Genomic DNA, 19,011 nt, shown 5'->3' with positions numbered 1-19,011 from the left:
CAGATTTTTCACAGACATAGTACATTTATAAGATGAGATATTCTTCCAGAATCCTACCTATACTGATAATTGTCGCAGCTGCCGCAACATTCACCTTTGCCGGCTGTAAGAAGAAGGACATGTCGCTCAAGTTGAACGAACCGCGCAACATTCGGGGTGTTGTCAGCTACAAGCGCTCGTTCGGAGACTTGAATGAGAAACATCTCAATGTAGCCCAAGCCATCGGCATACGTGTACTTTCATCCCGCGAGGAAGCAGAAAAGATGAGAGAGCAACTGCAACCTATCACGACAAACGAGCTCTATGCCGTGGATTCACTGACGCATTCCATCCCTTATCTCATTCCGGGCGCCGCCAGCCTGCTGGACACCATCGGACACAACTTCCTTGATTCACTGACCGCCAAGGGGCTGAATCCAAACAAGATAATTGTGACTTCCGTACTCCGCACCCAAGACGACGTAAAACGCCTGCGCCGCCGTAACGGCAATGCTTCTCCAAACTCGGCACATTTTTACGGAACGACATTCGATGTCAGTTGGAAGCGCTTTCAGAAAATAGAAGACGAGGATGGACGTCCTTTGCAGGATGTCAGCGCAGATACCTTAAAACTGGTTCTTTCGGAAGTGCTCCGTGACCTGCGGAAAGCCGATAAATGCTACATCAAGTACGAGTTGAAGCAAGGATGCTTCCACATTACGACAAGAGAGAAATAAGCGGAAAAGAATTAGCGTTAATAGTATTTTTCAATCCCGCCAAACCCTATTATTATTTTGTTCTCTTTCGTTTTACAGATAAAGTTATTTAATCGCCTTTCAAATTCTTCCGGTCGTTTCCTCGCCGCTTCAATGTATGCGATTCGGATACGTTTATAGGGGTCAGAGAAACTCTGATAATTCTTCCATATTCTTTCATCCTCTTTCAATCTGTCGATTATATCATTTGGAAAAACAAAAGGAACCGACAAGACAGTTCGTATTTTATCCTCAAATTCAAGATGTATCATTTTATGCTCCAGCAACCATTTCAACCTTTCTTTGTTGGCTTGCGAATAGGTACTTTTAGGATTCCTGGGCGTGAAACGCTGAATTTTATGTTCTTTGTCAAGTGACTTTATCGTGCTGTCAATCCACCCGAAACAAAGGGCCTCTTCAACAGCGTCATTATATACAATACTTTTCTCGCTTGAAGATTTAGTAGGAAACACAAACCAGACTCCATCGGCAGTATCGAAATTGTCAGCCAGCCACTTCCGCCAATCTTTTCTGTTTTCAAAATATCTTATTTCTGTTGACATGACAAGCCATCCAAATTACACTTCTCTCCTTATTCTTCCAGCATCTTCCACGCTAGCGGCAGGCAGGCAACTATATCCCCCACCGTCATCCCCACTGCCCCCTGCTTCTTGCAGGCAACATCTCCCGCCAGTCCGTGCACATACGTGGCCAGGCAGGCAGCCTTCTCCGGCTCATAGCCTTGGGCAAGCAAGGCAAGCACCACTCCCGTCAGCACATCACCGCTGCCTCCCGTTGCCATACCCGGATTGCCGGTAGGGTTGAAAAAACATTTCCCGGCAGGAGTGACAATGGCAGAATAAGCGCCTTTCAAGATGATATGCACTCCGGCGCTCTTCGCCAGCTCGCGAGCCTTCATCAGGCGTTCGTACGAATTCTGGCATTTGCCTACAAGACGCTCCAGTTCCTTGGGGTGCGGAGTCAGAATACTCCCTTTGGGCAGACGCCCTATATAGTTACGCTTCTCGCCCAGCAAGTTCAGGGCATCGGCATCCACCACCATCGGAGTCTGGCATGTCTCTATCTGCTCCAGCAGAGCCGCCTCGGTCTCTGCCGCCTTTCCCAGTCCCGGACCTATCGCCACGGCCTGGTAATCGTCCGTATCAGTAGCGGCGGCAAAGCAGGTGTCGCTGATGTCCAGCTCCGTCATGGCTTCGGGCACGGAAGTCTGCACAATGAAGTTGTTGCAGAACGGCACATGCACCGTCAGCAGCCCCACCCCCGAACGCAGACAAGCACGCGCAGCCAGCACCGAAGCTCCCGCCATTCCCTGCGAACCGGCTATCAGCAGTGCACGGCCGAAGTTCCCCTTATGGGCAAACCGGCTGCGCGGCTTCAGCAGGGCAGACACATCTTCATGCTCCAGCAGGCAGAAGTCCGTTTCCATGTCATGAATGACATCCTCGCTGAGTCCGATGTCCAGTAACTGCCATTCGCCCACATACGGCTCGTTCTCGGCAAAGAGAAATGCCAGTTTCGGCAATTGCAGGCTCAGCGTCAGATGGGCACGGACGATATTCGTATGTACGTTGTAGGTATTGTCCTCACCCATCAGTCCCGATGGGATGTCGATGGACACCACCGTGGCGGGCGAGGCGTTGATGTACTTCACTACGGCTGCAAAACCGCCGCTCAGAGCCTTGTTCAGACCGCTGCCGAAGAGGCCGTCTATCACCACATGGTCCGCCGTCAGCACAGGAGGCACAAACTGAGTGGTCACTTCGTGGAAGTCCACGCCCGGCACGTCGGCCAGCCGCTCCTTGTTCGTCTCGCAGTCCGGCGAAAGCGTCCCTTTCGTATTGAAGAGATACACCTCGAGCCGGTAGCCCTTCCCGGCCAGCAGTCGCGCCAGGGCAAGCGCATCGCCACCGTTGTTCCCCGGTCCGGCAAAAACGGTGAGCGGCGTGTCCGGCTCCCAACGCTCGGCAATGGCACGGGCCAATGCGCGTGAGGCACGTTCCATCAAGTCAATGGAGGCAATCGGTTCATTCTCTATGGTATCTGCATCCAGTTGCTTGATGCTTGTAGTAGGAAATATCTTCATAATAGGATTATCTTAAAATCGTAGAGCAAAGATAGGGCTTTGATTTCAACTGTACAAAGAGAAGACGTTTTTTATCAAGTTGCTTTGTCCCCCGGGAAAAAATATCTGCTCTGTTAAGGAAAAGTTGTCTTCAATGCAAAGGATTCTTAGAACAAAGCCTTTATTCTTAGAAACAAAAGCTCTATTTCTATAAACAAAAGCTTTATTTACAGAAACAGAAATTCTGTTTTAAGTTTGCGTAGGCTTACGGATAAGTTTGCACAAGCTTGTCGGCAAGTTCCCGCAGGCTTGTCGGCAAGTTTCTAATTATACCCATTAACTTACGCAAAATAATGACTAATTTTGTACCCTCAACATATAATAAAAGCCAAAACAATAAAAGCATATTCAATGAGTACATCCCGACACCCGAAAGGTCTTTACCTCATCTTCGCCACCAGCACGGCAGAGCGTTTCAGCTACTACGGCATGCGTGCCATCTTCATTCTGTTCCTCACCCAGGCACTCCTTTTCGACAAGGAGCACGCCGCCTCCATCTACGGCAGCTACACCGGACTGGTGTACCTGACACCCTTAATCGGCGGCTACATCGCCGACAAATACTGGGGCATCCGCCGTTCCGTCTTCTGGGGGGCCATGATGATGGCAGTCGGCCAGTTCCTGATGTTTGCCAGTGCCTCGATGCTGGAGGCGCGTGAGCTTTCGCATTGGCTGATGTACGGCGGACTGACTTTCCTTATATTGGGCAACGGCTGCTTCAAGCCCACCGTCTCCTCCCTGGTGGGGCAGCTCTACGAGCCGGGTGACAAACGGCTGGATTCCGCCTACACCATCTTCTATATGGGTGTCAACGTGGGTTCCTTCCTCGCCCCGCTGGTCTGCGGCTATTTTGGCGAGACGGGCAACCCTCACGACTTCCGATGGGGCTTCCTCATTGCCGCCATCGTCACCGTGCTGACGGTCGTCCTCTTCGAAACCCAGAAGAACAAGTACCTCATCGGCCCCGACGGCAAGCCCCTCGGCATCATCCCCGACGCCCACAAGGAACGGCCCCAGGCAGACAACACCGCCCGGAAGAGTGCCCACGCCAACGGACGGCCCATGCGCAACTACCTGCTGCTCGTCCTGCTCGCCATCGCGCTTGCCGGTTTCTTCTACTGGTGTTTCGGGAGCGATTGGATAAGCATCGGCATCTTCACCGCCTGCATCGTGTTTCCCGTCAGCATCCTGCTGGAAGGCTCACTCACCAAGACGGAGCGCGACCGCATCTTCGTCATCTACATCATCGCCTTCTTCGTCATTTTCTTCTGGGCGGCCTACGAGCAGGCAGGCGCCTCGCTCACGCTTTTCGCCTCCGAGCAGACCGACCGCGTCATCCTGGGGTGGGAAATGCCCGCCTCCTGGATTCAGTCCTTCAACCCCTTCTTTGTGGTGATACTTGCCGCCATCATGCCGGGCGTATGGGGCGCCCTGGGCAAACGGGGCATGGAGCCCGCCTCGCCCACCAAGCAAGCCATCGGCCTGCTACTGCTTTCACTGGGCTATCTCGTCATCTGCTTTGGGGTGAAAGATGTTCAGCCGGGCATCAAGGTGAGTCTCATCTGGCTGACGGGGCTCTACTTCATCCATACCATGGGCGAAATCTGCCTCTCGCCCATCGGGCTCTCCATGGTGAACAAGCTCACGCCCATCCGCTTCGCCTCGCTGATGATGGGGATATGGTACCTCTCCACCGCCACTGCCAATAAGTTTGCAGGCACGCTGAGCGGGCTCTACCCCGAAGCCGGAAAAGTAAAGACGCTGCTGGGTTATCGCATCGAGACGATGTACGATTTCTTCATGGTGTTCGTCGTCATGTCTGCCACGGCATCGCTTATCCTCTTCCTGCTTTCAAAGAAATTACAGAAGATGATGCATGGAGTGGAATAAAAATCGTATTTTTGCGGCAACTTTCTAAAAACATCCCATCTATGGATACCATACAAATAAAAGACAAGATGTTCACAGTCTCCATCAAGGAGCAGGACATACTGAAAGAAGTAACCCGTGTAGCGAACGAAATCAACCGCGACCTGGCAGGAAAGAATCCTCTATTCCTCAGCGTACTGAACGGTTCGTTCATGTTTACCGCCGATTTGCTGAAACGAATCACGATTCCCTGCGAAATTTCGTTTGTCAAATTAGCATCTTATCAAGGAGTATCCTCTACCGGGGTAATCAAGGAAGTAATAGGCATCAATGAAGACCTCACAGACCGTACAGTGGTCATTGTAGAGGACATAGTAGATACGGGACTCACCATGCAACGCTTACTGGACACCCTCGGCACTCGCGGTCCCAGGGAGATTCATATTGCCTCCCTACTGGTGAAACCTGATAAGCTGAAAGTTGATTTAAACATAGAATATGTGGCCATGAATATTCCGAACGACTTCATTGTGGGCTACGGGTTGGATTATGACGGCTTCGGGCGCAACTATCCCGACATTTATACTGTAGTAGACTGATACAGACATAATATAGTAAATCATTAAATAATAACTAAGCAAATGTTGAACATTGTAATTTTTGGTGCTCCCGGTTCAGGTAAGGGAACACAAAGTGAAAAGATTGTAGAAAAGTATGGCATTAACCACATCTCTACCGGAGACGTGCTCCGTGCTGAAATGAAAAACGGTACAGAACTGGGCAAGACTGCTAAAGGTTATATCGACCAGGGCCAGTTGATTCCCGATGAGTTGATGATTGATATTCTGGCAAGCGTATTCGACAGCTTCAAGGATAGCAAAGGCGTGATTTTCGACGGCTTCCCCAGAACAATCGCCCAGGCTGAAGCATTAAAGAAGATGCTCGCCGAACGCGGACAGGAAGTCAGCGTGATGCTCGACCTCGACGTGCCCGAAGAAGAACTGATGAAGCGCCTCATCAAGCGCGGACAAGAATCAGGACGTGCAGACGACAATGAAGAGACAATCAAGAAGCGTCTGGTGGTTTATCACTCACAGACAGCTCCGCTAATTGACTGGTACAAACAAGATGGCAAATACCAGCACATCCAAGGCTTCGGCGTATTGGAAGAAATCTTTGCTGATGTTTGCAAGGCTATTGACGCAGTGAAATAACAATAAAACAGAATATGGCTGAATCGAATTTTGTTGACTACGTAAAAATATATTGCCGCTCCGGAAAGGGCGGACGAGGTTCTACGCATATGCGGCGTGAGAAATACATACCCAACGGAGGCCCCGACGGAGGTGACGGAGGACGAGGAGGCCATGTCATCCTGCGGGGTAACCGCAACTACTGGACGCTGCTCCACCTGAAATATGATCGCCACATCCTGGCAGGTCACGGAGAATCCGGTTCCAAGAACCGCAGTTTCGGAAAAGACGGAGCGGACAAGGTTATTGAAGTGCCCTGCGGCACGGTGGTGTACAACGCCGAAACGGGTGAATATATCTGCGACGTCACCGAGCACGAACAAGAAGTCATCCTGCTGAAAGGCGGACGAGGAGGTCTGGGCAACTGGCACTTCAAAACCGCCACACGCCAGGCTCCCCGCTTTGCCCAACCGGGCGAACCGATGCAGGAATTGACGGTAATCATGGAACTGAAGCTGCTGGCAGACGTCGGTCTGGTAGGCTTCCCCAATGCGGGCAAGTCGACTTTGCTGGCAGCCGTTTCTGCGGCAAAGCCCAAAATCGCCAATTATCCGTTTACCACTTTGGAGCCCAATCTGGGCATCGTGTCCTATCGCGACAGCAAATCGTTTGTGATGGCGGACATTCCCGGCATCATCGAAGGAGCCAGTGCCGGCAAAGGCTTAGGATTGCGTTTCCTGCGCCACATCGAGCGCAACTCATTGTTGCTGTTCATGGTGCCTGCCGACAGTGACGACATCCGTAAGGAATACGAAATCCTGTTGAACGAGCTTCGCACTTTCAACCCCGAAATGCTGGACAAACAGAGAGTGCTTGCCGTCACCAAATGCGACATGCTCGACCAGGAACTGATGGACGAGATAGAGCCGACACTGCCCGAAGGGATTCCGCATATATTCATCTCTGCTGTCTCCGGCATGGGCATCTCTACGCTGAAAGACATCCTTTGGGAAGAGCTGAACAAGGAAAGTAATAAGATAGAAGGCAAAGTGGACAGCATTGCCCACCGCGCCAAAGACCTCAGCCACCTGCAGGAAGAATTGAAAGAAGAGGGTGAGGACGAAGACCTCAGCTATGAATACGTCAACGACGACGAGGACATAGAGGACCTCGAGGACTTTGAATACGAAGAGGATTGGGAGGAAGATAAAAAATGATTCCTCTTACTGAAGATAGGAAAATGTTGGGATATGAGCTGCTTGCCTCATATCCCGGCATTTCTTGTTTTGTAACCACCCGTCATGGAGGGTGCAGCCAGGGAAACTATGCCTCCCTCAATTGTACACCTTACACGGGAGACGAAGCCGGAGCTGTGCGCCGCAATCAGGAAATAGTGTGTTCTTCCCTGCCCCAGCGTCCCAAAGAACTGGTCATTCCGTTTCAGACCCACGGGACAAAGGCACTTGTCATTGACGGAACTTATCTGCAAGCAACAGCAGAAGAACGCCACTCCATGTTACAGGGCATTGATGCACTGATAACCCGTGAACCGGGCTGCTGCATCTGCATCTCTACGGCAGACTGCATTCCCATCCTGCTCTACGACCGGAAGAATGCCGTGATAGCCGCTGTTCATGCCGGATGGCGTGGCACAGTGAATTATATCCTCGGCCACACACTCGACAAGATGAGTGCCTGCTATGGCACAGAGGGTAAAGAAGTGATAGCCTGCATCGGCCCCGGCATCTCCCTTTCTGCCTTCGAGGTAGGCGACGAAGTCTATGAAGCATTCCGCAAGAACGGTTTCCAGATGGATTACATCTCCGAATGGAAACCCGACACCCACAAATACCATATCGACCTATGGGCTGCCAACCGACTGCAACTGCTGGACTTCGGAGTACCTTCCGCACAAGTGGAGACGGCAGGCATCTGCACATACACCCGACACGAAGAATTCTTCTCCGCACGCAGGCTGGGTATCAAATCCGGAAGATTACTGTCAGGAATCATGTTAAAATGAAATTGAGATAAAGAACATATTCAAGCATATTATAATGTATCATATCACACTTTCTAAAGAAATCAAACAGAATTGCTCCGAATTCCGTGGTGCGGCCGTATTTGCCGAAGTGACAAATACCGCATATAGCGAAGGGTTGTGGCAGGAAATCGCAACTTTCACCCAAGAGCTAAGAGCCCGTGAAACCACGGACAGCATCAAGTACCAACCTGTCATTGCCGCCACCCGTGAAGCCTACAAACGTTGCGGCAAAGACCCCAGCCGCTACCGTCCCTCGGCCGAAGCACTGAGACGACGACTGCTACGCGGATTGGAACTCTATCAGATAGATACATTGGTAGACCTTATCAACCTTGTTTCCTTACGTACGGGTCACTCTATCGGCGGATTTGATGCCGACGAGATACAAGGAACCGACCTTGAACTGGGCATAGGACGTGCAGAGGAATCGTTCGAGGGTATAGGCCGCGGCATGCTGAACATAGAAGGGCTACCCGTCTACCGCGACCGTATAGGCGGTATCGGTACCCCGACCAGTGACCACGAACGCACCAAGATGAAACTGGAAACCCGCCATATCCTTGCCATTGTCAACGGCTACAACGGGCAGGAAGGCCTGAAAGAAGCAGCCGAAATGATATTGGGACTGTTGGAGAAATATGCTTCCTCTACCGGTGGGACCATACAATATTTTGAATAAATGAGAATACGCGTTCTTGTCCCTCTCCTACTCATAGCCCTTGGTGCCACGGCACAAGGGAAAAAAGCGGTCTTTTCCGCCATGGAAACCAACCATATCCGCGTTGCCACTCCAGGACTGTTTTCGCAAAGAGAACTGATAGAGCTACCTTTGGAGGACATTCCGGACACGGAATACTCCTTTCCTCTGCCCGGAGGAAAAGTCATCTCCCCTTACGGACGGGGGCGGGGACGCCACAGCGGCATAGACATCAAGACCTGCGCCAAAGACACCATACGGAGTGCCTTCAACGGCGTAGTACGGATGTCCAAGCCTTACAGCGCCTACGGCAATGTCGTTGTCGTACGCCATGACTTCGGACTGGAAACGATATACAGCCACAACTTCAAAAACCTTGTACATTGTGGCGACACGGTCAAAGCCGGACAGCCCATCGCACTGACCGGACGTACCGGACGCGCCTCTACCGAGCATCTCCACTTTGAGACACGAGTCAACGGCCAGCACTTCGACCCCAATATCATCTTCAACATGAAGGAGCAGACGCTGAACCGGCAACGCATCGGATGCTCAAAAAAAGGAAACGGCATCGTCGTGCAACAATTGCCGGCAATCTACCCGAAGCCTCTGCAAAAAAAATACCCGATAGAACCATTTAAGTATCCAAACGTTTCACTACATTTGCAAAACGTTTCACTAAAAGAACGAATTGAACTTTAAAGCATATCAATGATAGAAAAACTGATTGTTCTTGAAGATATTGATCCGGTAATATTCTACGGCGTAAACAACGCCAACATGCAACTGATAAAAGCCCTGTATCCCAAGCTTCGTATCATCGCCCGTGGCAATGTCATCAAAGTATTGGGTGATGAGGAGGAAATGTGTGCATTCGAGGAGAACATCACCAAACTGGAAAAACACTGTGCCGAGTACAACTCTTTGAAAGAAGAGGTCATTATAGACATCATCAAAGGCAATGCCCCGCAAGCAGAGAAATCGGGCAATGTCATTGTATTCAGCGTAACCGGAAAGCCGATTATCCCGCGCAGCGAGAACCAGCTGAAACTGGTGGAGGCTTTTGCCAAGAACGACATGCTGTTTGCCATCGGTCCTGCCGGTTCCGGAAAGACTTATACTGCCATCGCGCTTGCTGTGCGGGCACTGAAAAACAAAGAAATCAAGAAAATCATCCTCAGCCGCCCCGCTGTAGAAGCCGGAGAAAAGCTCGGTTTCCTGCCCGGCGACATGAAGGACAAGATAGACCCGTATCTGCAACCGCTCTATGACGCCCTGCAGGACATGATACCTGCTGCCAAGCTGAAAGAGTACATGGAGCTGAACATCATCCAGATTGCCCCCCTCGCCTTTATGCGCGGACGCACACTGAACGATGCCGTCGTCATTCTGGACGAAGCGCAGAACACCACCACCCAGCAAATCAAAATGTTCCTCACCCGCATGGGAATGAACACCAAGATGATTGTCACGGGAGACATGACGCAGATTGACTTGCCTTCCTCCCAGACATCCGGTCTGGTGCAGGCACTCCGTATTCTGAAAGGAGTGAAAGGCATCAGCTTCGTGGAACTGAACAAGAAAGACATCGTAAGGCATAAGCTTGTCACCCAAATTGTGGAGGCCTACGAAAAGTTTGACAAAGAAGCGAAAGCGGAGCACGAAAGACGCAAGGCCGAACAAGCCAATAGCAAGATTGAACAGAAACAGTAAATTCTCAAATCGTAAATATTACAAAGATGAAAGCATTAACAAAAACAGATTTCAACTTTCCCGGACAGAAAAGTGTCTATCATGGGAAGGTTCGTGATGTGTACAACATCAATGGCGAGAAGTTGGTCATGGTAGCTACCGACCGTATCTCAGCCTTCGACGTAGTATTGCCCAAAGGCATTCCTTTCAAGGGACAAATGCTGAACCAGATTGCAGCCAAGTTTCTGGATGCCACCACCGACATCTGCCCCAACTGGAAAATGGCTACTCCCGACCCGATGGTGACGGTAGGCGTGATGTGTGAAGGATTCCCCGTAGAAATGATTGTACGCGGTTACCTCTGCGGCAGTGCATGGCGCGCTTACAAAAGCGGTGTCCGTGAAATCTGCGGTGTGAAACTGCCCGAAGGAATGAAGGAGAACCAGAAGTTCCCCGAACCCATCATCACCCCGACTACCAAAGCCGAAATTGGCGAACACGATGCCGACATCTCCAAAGAAGAAATCCTAGCACAAGGACTTGCCACGCCCGAAGAATATGCCGTATTGGAAAAATACACAATGGCTCTCTTCAAACGCGGTACAGAGATTGCAGCGGAACGCGGATTGATTCTGGTAGACACCAAATACGAATTCGGCAAGCACGACGGCAAGATTTATCTGATGGACGAAATCCATACCCCGGACTCCAGCCGTTATTTCTACTCCGAAGGCTACGAAGAACGTTTTGCCAAAGGCGAACCGCAGAAACAACTTTCCAAGGAATTTGTACGCGAATGGCTGATGGACAACGGTTTTCAGGGTAAGGAAGGACAGCAGGTACCGGAAATGACAGACGAAATCGTTACTTCAATCAGCGAACGTTACATCGAACTGTACGAACACATCACTGGCGAGAAGTTCGTAAAGGAAGATACCGACAACATTGCCGAACGCATTGAAAAGAATGTAACTAATTACTTAATGTGATAATATGCCAATGTGCTAATGACCTTGCGGCATAATAGCGCAGCCAATTAGCACATTGGCGTATCAGCACATTAGCACATAAAAAAATCATGGATTACCCCCAAGAACACATCAAGCCCTACGGCGCTGACGGTAAGAAGAGCGAACAAGTGGAAGAAATGTTCGACAACATCGCTCCCGCCTACGACAAGCTGAATCACACCCTATCCATGGGTATTGACCGCAGCTGGCGCAGGAAGGCAATCAAATACCTCCTTCCTTTCCACCCCCGACGTATCATGGACGTAGCTACCGGCACCGGTGATTTCGCCATCCTTGCATGCCGCGAACTGCAACCCGATGCTTTGATTGGTACCGACATCTCGGAAGGCATGATGAATGTGGGGCGCGAAAAAGTAAAACGGGCGCACCTCTCGGACAAGATTTCATTTGCCCGGGAGGACTGCACCTCTCTCTCGTTTGCCGATGAGAGTTTCGATGCTGTAACCGTAGCGTTCGGCATCCGCAACTTCGAAGGGCTGGATAAAGGACTGTCCGAAATGTGCCGCGTACTGACGGCCGGCGGACATCTTGTCATACTGGAACTCTCCACGCCGGACCGCTTCCCGATGAAACAACTGTTTACCATTTACTCCAAAGTCGTTATCCCCCTGCTCGGTAAATGTATTTCGAAAGACAACAGCGCCTACACTTATCTGCCGGAAAGCATCCGTGCCTTCCCTCAAGGAGAAGTGATGCAGGAAGTTATCCGCAAGGCCGGTTTCAGTGAAGTACACTTCAAGCGGCTCACTTTCGGAATATGTACGTTGTATACAGCCAGAAAATAATCATTAATTCCCCTTTAACACACCCTCATTATGCAGAAATACGGTTTAATAGGTTACCCGTTGAAACATTCCTTTTCCATCGGATATTTCAATGAGAAATTCACGGCAGAAAACATTGATGCAGAATATGTAAACTTCGAAATTCCACGTATCGAGGATTTCATGGAAGTTATAGAGGAAAACCCTAACCTCTGTGGACTGAATGTGACCATTCCCTACAAGGAGCAAGTCATCCCCTATCTGGACGAACTGGACAAAGACACCGCCAAGATAGGCGCCGTCAATGTCATCAAGATTATCCGCCTTCCCAAAGGCAAGGTAAAGCTGGTTGGCTACAATTCCGACATCATAGGATTCACACAATCCATAGAACCGCTTTTGCAACCACATCACAAGAAAGCCCTGATTCTGGGCACCGGCGGCGCATCGAAAGCCGTATATCGCGGGCTGGAGAACCTGGGTATAAAAAGTACCTTCGTATCGCGCACCAAGAAAGAGGACAAATACCTCACTTACGAAGAGCTGACACCGGAAATCATGCAGGAGTACACGGTGATTGTCAACTGTACCCCCGTAGGCATGTACCCCAAAGTGGACTTCTGTCCCAACATTCCTTACGAGCTACTGACCCCCAACCATTTGCTCTACGATTTGTTATATAATCCAAACGAAACCCTCTTCATGAAGAAAGGCCAGGCACAAGGAGCCGTCACCAAGAACGGACTGGAGATGTTGCTGTTGCAGGCCTTTGCCGCATGGGAAATTTGGAATAAATAATGAAAAAAGCCATAAAATATTCAATTCTCAGTCTGGCCGCCCTCTGCACCCTACTGTTGTGCGGAGGGTACTATATGCTGGGCTATTCCCTGAAACCGGACGACCTCGTTTCACGCAGCCGCAACATAGCCGCATCCTACGATTTCATGTACGAGCGCTACCCCGAACTGCACCCCTGGGTGGATAGCCTGATGACCGCAGGAGCACTGAAGGACTTCTACATCGAGAACGACCGCGGAGAGACGCTGCATGCGCTCTATGTTGCCGCTGCCCGCCCTACCGACAAAACGGCAGTCATCGTACATGGATATACGGACAACGCCGTGCGCATGCTGATGATAGGTTATTTGTACAGCAAGGAGATGGGCTTCAATATCCTGCTGCCCGACCTTTACGGACACGGGATGAGCGAAGGAAACCATGTACAGATGGGCTGGAAAGACCGGCTCGACGTGTTGCAATGGACCGAAACCGCCGATGAGCTTTTCGGACGCAGCCATACGGACAGCATAGCGTCCCGCAGTACAAAGATGGTAGTACACGGCATCTCCATGGGAGCCGCCACCACCATGATGGTATCCGGCGAAGTGGAACACGGACAATACCAACAGCCATTCATCAAGTGTTTTGTGGAAGACTGCGGTTACACAAGCGTATGGGATGAGTTTCGCGGGGAGTTGAAAGAACAGTTCGGACTGCCCTCTTTCCCCCTACTGCATACTGCAAGCTGGCTTTGCCGGCAGGAGTACGGATGGGATTTCCGCGAAGCTTCTGCCCTGGAGCAAGTAAAGAAATGTACTTTGCCGATGCTCTTCATCCACGGTGATGCCGACACCTTTGTACCGACGTGGATGGTTTATCCCCTCTATGAAGCCAAGCCCGAACCCAAAGAATTATGGATTGTACCCGGTGCCACACATGCCATGTCTTACAAGGATTATCCGCAGGAATACACCGAGCATGTAAAGAAATTCGTAGGGAAATACATACATTGACGTGATTTTTCCTATCTTCGCCGCAACAAACATTGGTAATATGAAACGATTTATTTCCATAGCATTCTTCCTGTGCTTGTTCATATCCTTGCAGGCACAAGAAGTCTACACCACTAAGAACATTCCTAAAGTACACCTTCAGGACAAGACGCGTTATGTCTGCAACCCTGCCGACATCTTATCCAAAGAGGCATGTGCCGACATAGACCGCATGCTCTACGCATTGGAGCAGCAGACGGGTATTGAAACGGTAGTTGCCGTTGTTCCCTCCATCGGACAAGAAGACTGTTTTGATTTCTCACACCGGCTGCTCAATGAATGGGGAGTAGGGAAAAAAGAGAAAAACAACGGTCTGGTCATTCTGCTGGTAACCGATCAACGCTGCATCCAGTTTTATACGGGATACGGTTTGGAAGGGGACCTGCCTGACGCCATCTGCAAACGCATACAGACCAAATATATGATTCCCTATCTGAAAGACGGTAATTGGGATGCCGGAATGGTCGCGGGTGTAAAGGCGGTCTGTTCACGTCTTGACGGCACTATGGTGAATGACACGGAAGAGGAGGATGACCTCTCCGTAGGAGGTATCCTACTGGGACTTATCGGTTTCCTCGCAGTGGCATCTATTATAGGCATCCTTGCCCAACGCGCTGCCAACAAATGCCCCAACTGCGGACAACATAAATTGCAACGTAGCAGCAGCATACTCATCTCACGCCGCAATGGAGTGAAAACGGAAGATGTGACCTACACCTGCCGCAATTGCGGACATAAAGTAGTGCGCCGCCAGCAGTCATACGATGAAAACTACCGGGGAGGAGGCGGAGGTGGTCCGGTCATCTTCGGTGGTGGAGGTCTCTTCGGCGGAAGTGGCGGAGGAGGCTTCAGCGGTGGTAGCTTCGGAGGCGGTATGGGAGGTGGCGGTGGAGCCGGTTCCCGGTTCTAACGCCGAGTATGTGTCATCTGTGCGCCATCAACCGTTTTGACACACCTTCGAGGATACTGGAAGAAAATAAAACGTTTACATAGAATATAATTAAATGATTAATAACTGCCTTCCCCTCCTCCCCTCTCTATCGGAGAGGAATCGGAGGTGAGGCCTAAAAATGAAAAGTATGAAGAAATCAACCATTATCATTATCGTTGTTATAGCTCTTCTCGCCATTTGGGGTGTAACCGGCTATAACGGACTCGTAACCATGGACGAAAATGTCAGCGGACAATGGTCGAACGTAGAAACCCAATACCAACGCCGTGCCGACCTGATTCCGAACTTGGTGAATACCGTGAAAGGATATGCCACGCACGAGAAGGAAACACTGGAAGGTGTAGTAGAAGCCCGCAGCAAAGCCACTCAAATCAAAGTGGATGCTGCAGACCTTACTCCGGAAAAGCTGGCTGAATATCAGAAAGCACAAGGTGCGGTGACTTCTGCCCTCGGTAAATTGCTTGCCATCACAGAAAACTATCCGGACTTGAAAGCAAATCAGAATTTCTTGGAACTGCAGGCACAGCTGGAAGGTACGGAAAACCGTATCAACGTAGCACGGACCAACTTCAACAATGCAGCCAAGAACTTCAATACAGCCATTCGCCGTTTCCCAAAAAATATCCTTGCCGGTCTCTTCGGTTTTGAGAAACGAGCTTATTTCGAAGCGGCAGAAGGAGCGGAACAAGCTCCCCAGGTACAATTCTGATAAATACACAACTCTATAGCGAGGCACAAAGGCGAGAAACTTTGTGCCTCGCTTTGTGTTGTAGAAGATTAGATGTATCTTTGCACATTCAATTGAACAAACCTATTATCTCATGAGTAATCAACGATACATGATGCGAGGCGTCAGCGCATCTAAGGAAGATGTGCACAACGCCATCAAGAACATCGACAAAGGTATTTTCCCGCAGGCTTTCTGCAAAATTATCCCCGACATTTTGGGCGGTAACCCGGAGTATTGCAACATTATGCATGCCGATGGAGCAGGCACCAAATCCAGTCTTGCCTATATGTACTGGAAGGAAACCGGCGACCTGGCTGTGTGGAAAGGCATTGCACAAGATGCACTGATTATGAACATCGACGACCTGCTTTGTGTGGGTGCGGTAGACAACATTCTGGTATCCTCTACCATCGGACGTAATAAACTTCTCATCCCCGGCGAAGTAATTTCAGCCATCATCAACGGTACGGACGAACTGCTTGCCGAACTCCGCGAGATGGGCGTAGGCGTTTATGCCACCGGTGGCGAAACAGCCGACGTGGGCGACCTTGTACGTACCATTATCGTAGACTCGACAGTGACCTGCCGCATGAAGCGCTCAGATGTTATAGACAATGCCAATATCCGTCCGGGCGATGTGATTGTTGGTCTGGCATCTTACGGAAAGGCTACTTATGAGAAAGAATACAATGGCGGTATGGGCAGTAACGGACTGACCAGCGCACGCCACGATGTATTCTCCAAATACCTGGCAGAGAAATACCCTGAAAGCTATGACAAGGCTGTACCCGAAGAGCTGGTATACAGTGGCAAGCTAAAACTGACAGACAGTGTCGAAGACAGTCCGCTGGATGCAGGAAAGCTGGTACTTTCCCCCACCCGCACCTACGCACCGGTAGTTAAGAAGCTGCTCGATGCGCTCCGTCCCCAAATCCACGGTATGGTACACTGCTCGGGCGGCGCACAAACCAAGGTACTGCACTTTGTGGGAGACAACTGCCGTGTCATCAAAGACAATCTCTTCCCCGTTCCACCGTTGTTCAAGACCATCAAGGAGCAGAGCGATACGGACTGGAGCGAAATGTACAAGGTGTTCAATATGGGGCATCGCCTGGAAGTGTACCTCTCTCCCGAACATGCAGAAGAGGTGATTGCTATTTCGAAGAGTTTCAACATCGATGCACAGATTGTAGGCCGCGTGGAAGAAAGCGACAAGAAAGAACTGATTATCAAGAGCGAATTCGGAGAGTTCAAGTATTAAATATATGGCAGACAACAATACCATACTCGAAAAGCTGGAAGGGCTTGTCGCCCGCTTCGAAGAAGTGTCGACCTTGATTACAGACCCGGCAGTGATTGCGGACCAGAAGCGTTACGTCAAGCTCACCAAAGAATATAAAGAACTGGGCGACCTGATGAATGCCCGCAAAGAGTACATGCAAGTACTGGGCGGCATAGAAGAAGCCAAAGAAATTATCGCCAACGAAACAGACCAGGAGATGCGGGAAATGGCACGCGAAGAGCTGGATGCCTGCCAAGCCCGCCAACCGGAACTGGAAGAGCAGATAAAGCTGCTGCTCGTCCCCGCCGACCCGCAGGATGGCCGTAATGCCATCCTCGAAATTCGTGGCGGCACGGGTGGTGACGAAGCGGCAATCTTTGCCGGCGACCTCTTCCGCATGTACACCAAGTATTGCGAATCCAAGGGATGGAAAATGGAGATATCCAGCGCCAACGAAGGTGCAGCCGGCGGTTTCAAGGAAATTGTCTGCTCCGTGACGGGCGACAATGTATACGGCACACTGAAATATGAATCGGGCGTGCACCGCGTGCAGCGCGTACCGGCCACAGAAACGCAAGGACGGGTACACACCTCAGCCGCCAGTGTAGCCGTGCTTCCCGAAGCCGAAGAGTTCGACGTAGTTATCAACGAAGGTGAAATCAAGTGGGACACCTTCCGAAGCGGTGGTGCCGGCGGTCAGAACGTGAACAAGGTGGAATCCGGCGTGCGCCTGCGCTACAACTGGAAGAATCCCAACACAGGCATAGTCGAAGAAATCCTCATCGAATGTACCGAGACGCGCGACCAGCCCAAGAACAAGGAACGCGCCCTCTCGCGCCTACGTACCTTCATCTACGACAAGGAACACCAGAAGTACATCGACGATATCGCCTCCAAGCGTAAGACGATGGTCAGTACTGGCGACCGCTCTGCCAAGATACGCACCTACAACTATCCGCAAGGACGCATCACCGACCACCGCATCAACTACACCATTTATAATCTCGCCGCCTTTATGGACGGAGACATCCAAGACTGCATCGACCACCTGATTGTGGCGGAAAATGCAGAAAGGCTGAAAGAGAGCGAGCTGTAAGATAGTTACAAGAAACAAGTGACAAGTAGCTCGTAACTCATAACTAAAAAAACAACCAGCTGCCAGCCCACACGCTATCTCTCGTAGCTCGTAGCTTGTAGCCCGTAACTAAAAAATAATATGAACAAACAGCAATTATTCGAGAACATCAAGCGCAAGAAGTCATTTCTTTGCGTAGGTCTTGACACCGACATCAAGAAAATACCCGAACATCTTCTGAAAGAGGAAGACCCTATATTCGCTTTCAACAAAGCTATCATCGACGCTACTGCCGACCTCTGCATCGCCTACAAGCCCAATCTGGCATTTTATGAGAGTATGGGCGTGAAAGGCTGGATAGCTTTCGAGAAAACCGTAAATTACATCAAGCAGAACTATCCCGACCAATTCATCATTGCCGACGCCAAACGCGGTGACATCGGGAACACCTCTGCCATGTATGCCCGCACCTTCTTCGAAGAGCTGGATATAGATTCCGTAACCGTAGCTCCCTACATGGGCGAAGACAGTGTGACCCCGTTCCTTACGTACGAAGGCAAATGGGTAATCCTGCTTGCGTTGACCAGCAACAAAGGCTCGCACGACTTCCAGCTGACGGAAGACACCAACGGCGAACGCCTCTTCGAAAAAGTGCTCCGCAAATCCCAGGAGTGGGCCAGTGACGAACAGATGATGTACGTAGTAGGCGCCACAAAAGGCCGCGCCTTCGAAGATATCCGCAAGATTGTTCCCGAACACTTTCTATTGGTTCCCGGCGTAGGCGCACAAGGCGGCTCCCTGGAAGAAGTCTGCAAGTATGGCATGAACAAGACTTGCGGCCTGATTGTCAACTCCAGCCGTGGCATCATCTACGTGGACAAGACAGAGAACTTCGCCGCCGCCAGCCGAAAAGCAGCCCAAGAAGTGCAGGCACAGATGGCGGAAGAGTTGAAAAAAGTGATTAACGGCTAAC

20 protein-coding genes are annotated in these 19,011 nt (G+C 50.6%); 18 read left to right on the top strand and 2 right to left on the bottom strand.

What is annotated here, in order from left to right:
- Nucleotides 1-32: 32 nt before the first annotated feature.
- Entirely contained in the window at nucleotides 33-716 is a 684-nt protein-coding gene (locus ITJ87_RS07440; RefSeq protein ID WP_005823664.1) for a DUF5715 family protein, read from the top strand.
- A 17-nt stretch (nucleotides 717-733) separates the two neighbouring features.
- On the opposite strand, the gene ITJ87_RS07435 is transcribed toward ITJ87_RS07440, so the two are convergent.
- Entirely contained in the window at nucleotides 734-1,297 is a 564-nt protein-coding gene (locus ITJ87_RS07435) for a YdeI family protein (RefSeq protein ID WP_005823665.1), read from the bottom strand.
- A gap of 29 nt (nucleotides 1,298-1,326) precedes the next feature.
- Nucleotides 1,327-2,838 (bottom strand): bifunctional ADP-dependent NAD(P)H-hydrate dehydratase/NAD(P)H-hydrate epimerase, encoded by a 1,512-nt coding sequence (locus tag ITJ87_RS07430; RefSeq protein WP_057282018.1) that lies wholly within the window; start codon nucleotides 2,836-2,838, stop codon nucleotides 1,327-1,329.
- Between the two features lie 390 nt (nucleotides 2,839-3,228).
- On the opposite strand from ITJ87_RS07430, the gene ITJ87_RS07425 reads away from it, so the two are divergent.
- The 17 genes from ITJ87_RS07425 (at nucleotide 3,229) to pyrF (ending at nucleotide 19,010) form a co-directional block, all read left to right on the top strand.
- Nucleotides 3,229-4,767 (top strand): peptide MFS transporter, encoded by a 1,539-nt coding sequence (locus ITJ87_RS07425; protein ID WP_117599431.1) that lies wholly within the window; start codon nucleotides 3,229-3,231, stop codon nucleotides 4,765-4,767.
- Between the two features lie 41 nt (nucleotides 4,768-4,808).
- Nucleotides 4,809-5,345, top strand: a complete 537-nt coding sequence (gene hpt / locus ITJ87_RS07420) for a hypoxanthine phosphoribosyltransferase (protein ID WP_005823670.1) — start codon at nucleotides 4,809-4,811, stop codon at nucleotides 5,343-5,345.
- 42 nt (nucleotides 5,346-5,387) lie between these two features.
- Entirely contained in the window at nucleotides 5,388-5,960 is a 573-nt protein-coding gene (locus ITJ87_RS07415) for an adenylate kinase (RefSeq protein ID WP_005823672.1), read from the top strand.
- A gap of 14 nt (nucleotides 5,961-5,974) precedes the next feature.
- Nucleotides 5,975-7,156: a GTPase ObgE gene (gene obgE / locus ITJ87_RS07410; protein WP_117964778.1), complete on the top strand. Its 1,182-nt coding sequence runs from the start codon at nucleotides 5,975-5,977 to the stop codon at nucleotides 7,154-7,156.
- Nucleotides 7,153-7,962, top strand: a complete 810-nt coding sequence (pgeF, locus tag ITJ87_RS07405) for a peptidoglycan editing factor PgeF (RefSeq protein ID WP_117964780.1) — start codon at nucleotides 7,153-7,155, stop codon at nucleotides 7,960-7,962. Before obgE ends, pgeF begins: the two co-directional genes overlap by 4 nt.
- Before the next feature lie 34 nt (nucleotides 7,963-7,996).
- The gene (locus ITJ87_RS07400; protein ID WP_117599428.1) at nucleotides 7,997-8,662 is read left to right on the top strand and encodes a B3/4 domain-containing protein; all 666 of its coding nucleotides are present in this window, start codon (nucleotides 7,997-7,999) and stop codon (nucleotides 8,660-8,662) included.
- Nucleotides 8,663-9,382 carry a M23 family metallopeptidase gene (locus tag ITJ87_RS07395; protein ID WP_117599427.1) on the top strand — a complete coding sequence of 240 codons (720 nt, stop codon included), beginning with the start codon at nucleotides 8,663-8,665 and terminating at the stop codon, nucleotides 9,380-9,382.
- A gap of 9 nt (nucleotides 9,383-9,391) precedes the next feature.
- The gene (locus ITJ87_RS07390) at nucleotides 9,392-10,393 is read left to right on the top strand and encodes a PhoH family protein (protein WP_117964784.1); all 1,002 of its coding nucleotides are present in this window, start codon (nucleotides 9,392-9,394) and stop codon (nucleotides 10,391-10,393) included.
- Nucleotides 10,394-10,419: 26 nt separating this feature from the next.
- The gene (locus ITJ87_RS07385; protein WP_117599425.1) at nucleotides 10,420-11,361 is read left to right on the top strand and encodes a phosphoribosylaminoimidazolesuccinocarboxamide synthase; all 942 of its coding nucleotides are present in this window, start codon (nucleotides 10,420-10,422) and stop codon (nucleotides 11,359-11,361) included.
- 89 nt (nucleotides 11,362-11,450) lie between these two features.
- Nucleotides 11,451-12,188 (top strand): bifunctional demethylmenaquinone methyltransferase/2-methoxy-6-polyprenyl-1,4-benzoquinol methylase UbiE, encoded by a 738-nt coding sequence (gene ubiE / locus ITJ87_RS07380; RefSeq protein ID WP_098032550.1) that lies wholly within the window; start codon nucleotides 11,451-11,453, stop codon nucleotides 12,186-12,188.
- A 30-nt stretch (nucleotides 12,189-12,218) separates the two neighbouring features.
- A complete protein-coding gene (locus ITJ87_RS07375; protein ID WP_005835363.1) occupies nucleotides 12,219-12,965 on the top strand; it encodes a shikimate dehydrogenase in 747 nt (248 codons plus the stop codon).
- Complete coding sequence (locus ITJ87_RS07370; RefSeq protein ID WP_117599423.1) at nucleotides 12,965-13,960, top strand: alpha/beta hydrolase; 996 nt, start codon at nucleotides 12,965-12,967, stop codon at nucleotides 13,958-13,960. The genes ITJ87_RS07375 and ITJ87_RS07370 overlap by 1 nt, the downstream gene beginning before the upstream one ends.
- 40 nt (nucleotides 13,961-14,000) lie before the next feature.
- Nucleotides 14,001-14,909 carry a YgcG family protein gene (locus tag ITJ87_RS07365; RefSeq protein ID WP_117964786.1) on the top strand — a complete coding sequence of 303 codons (909 nt, stop codon included), beginning with the start codon at nucleotides 14,001-14,003 and terminating at the stop codon, nucleotides 14,907-14,909.
- Nucleotides 14,910-15,078: 169 nt separating this feature from the next.
- The gene (locus ITJ87_RS07360; protein ID WP_005835359.1) at nucleotides 15,079-15,660 is read left to right on the top strand and encodes a LemA family protein; all 582 of its coding nucleotides are present in this window, start codon (nucleotides 15,079-15,081) and stop codon (nucleotides 15,658-15,660) included.
- Nucleotides 15,661-15,772: 112 nt separating this feature from the next.
- Nucleotides 15,773-16,942 (top strand): AIR synthase-related protein, encoded by a 1,170-nt coding sequence (locus ITJ87_RS07355; RefSeq protein WP_117964788.1) that lies wholly within the window; start codon nucleotides 15,773-15,775, stop codon nucleotides 16,940-16,942.
- A gap of 4 nt (nucleotides 16,943-16,946) precedes the next feature.
- The gene (prfA, locus tag ITJ87_RS07350; protein ID WP_016272584.1) at nucleotides 16,947-18,059 is read left to right on the top strand and encodes a peptide chain release factor 1; all 1,113 of its coding nucleotides are present in this window, start codon (nucleotides 16,947-16,949) and stop codon (nucleotides 18,057-18,059) included.
- 120 nt (nucleotides 18,060-18,179) lie between these two features.
- Nucleotides 18,180-19,010, top strand: coding sequence for an orotidine-5'-phosphate decarboxylase (pyrF, locus tag ITJ87_RS07345; protein WP_117964790.1), 831 nt, complete (start codon nucleotides 18,180-18,182; stop codon nucleotides 19,008-19,010).
- Nucleotide 19,011 lies beyond the last annotated feature (1 nt).

Origin of the sequence: Bacteroides sp. HF-162 (genome assembly GCF_015679285.1) — a bacterium.
GTDB lineage: Bacteria > Bacteroidota > Bacteroidia > Bacteroidales > Bacteroidaceae > Bacteroides > Bacteroides uniformis.
This window is presented reverse-complemented; position numbering and strand designations above follow the sequence as displayed.

What these genes read in the sequence shown, in the direction of transcription:
- ITJ87_RS07440 (WP_005823664.1), top strand. Translation starts at nt 33, where the DNA reads ATGAGATATTCTTCCAGAATCCTACCTATACTGATAATTGTCGCAGCT.
- ITJ87_RS07435 (WP_005823665.1), bottom strand. Translation starts at nt 1,297, where the DNA reads ATGTCAACAGAAATAAGATATTTTGAAAACAGAAAAGATTGGCGGAAG.
- ITJ87_RS07430 (WP_057282018.1), bottom strand. Translation starts at nt 2,838, where the DNA reads ATGAAGATATTTCCTACTACAAGCATCAAGCAACTGGATGCAGATACC.
- ITJ87_RS07425 (WP_117599431.1), top strand. Translation starts at nt 3,229, where the DNA reads ATGAGTACATCCCGACACCCGAAAGGTCTTTACCTCATCTTCGCCACC.
- hpt (WP_005823670.1), top strand. Translation starts at nt 4,809, where the DNA reads ATGGATACCATACAAATAAAAGACAAGATGTTCACAGTCTCCATCAAG.
- ITJ87_RS07415 (WP_005823672.1), top strand. Translation starts at nt 5,388, where the DNA reads ATGTTGAACATTGTAATTTTTGGTGCTCCCGGTTCAGGTAAGGGAACA.
- obgE (WP_117964778.1), top strand. Translation starts at nt 5,975, where the DNA reads ATGGCTGAATCGAATTTTGTTGACTACGTAAAAATATATTGCCGCTCC.
- pgeF (WP_117964780.1), top strand. Translation starts at nt 7,153, where the DNA reads ATGATTCCTCTTACTGAAGATAGGAAAATGTTGGGATATGAGCTGCTT.
- ITJ87_RS07400 (WP_117599428.1), top strand. Translation starts at nt 7,997, where the DNA reads ATGTATCATATCACACTTTCTAAAGAAATCAAACAGAATTGCTCCGAA.
- ITJ87_RS07395 (WP_117599427.1), top strand. Translation starts at nt 8,663, where the DNA reads ATGAGAATACGCGTTCTTGTCCCTCTCCTACTCATAGCCCTTGGTGCC.
- ITJ87_RS07390 (WP_117964784.1), top strand. Translation starts at nt 9,392, where the DNA reads ATGATAGAAAAACTGATTGTTCTTGAAGATATTGATCCGGTAATATTC.
- ITJ87_RS07385 (WP_117599425.1), top strand. Translation starts at nt 10,420, where the DNA reads ATGAAAGCATTAACAAAAACAGATTTCAACTTTCCCGGACAGAAAAGT.
- ubiE (WP_098032550.1), top strand. Translation starts at nt 11,451, where the DNA reads ATGGATTACCCCCAAGAACACATCAAGCCCTACGGCGCTGACGGTAAG.
- ITJ87_RS07375 (WP_005835363.1), top strand. Translation starts at nt 12,219, where the DNA reads ATGCAGAAATACGGTTTAATAGGTTACCCGTTGAAACATTCCTTTTCC.
- ITJ87_RS07370 (WP_117599423.1), top strand. Translation starts at nt 12,965, where the DNA reads ATGAAAAAAGCCATAAAATATTCAATTCTCAGTCTGGCCGCCCTCTGC.
- ITJ87_RS07365 (WP_117964786.1), top strand. Translation starts at nt 14,001, where the DNA reads ATGAAACGATTTATTTCCATAGCATTCTTCCTGTGCTTGTTCATATCC.
- ITJ87_RS07360 (WP_005835359.1), top strand. Translation starts at nt 15,079, where the DNA reads ATGAAGAAATCAACCATTATCATTATCGTTGTTATAGCTCTTCTCGCC.
- ITJ87_RS07355 (WP_117964788.1), top strand. Translation starts at nt 15,773, where the DNA reads ATGAGTAATCAACGATACATGATGCGAGGCGTCAGCGCATCTAAGGAA.
- prfA (WP_016272584.1), top strand. Translation starts at nt 16,947, where the DNA reads ATGGCAGACAACAATACCATACTCGAAAAGCTGGAAGGGCTTGTCGCC.
- pyrF (WP_117964790.1), top strand. Translation starts at nt 18,180, where the DNA reads ATGAACAAACAGCAATTATTCGAGAACATCAAGCGCAAGAAGTCATTT.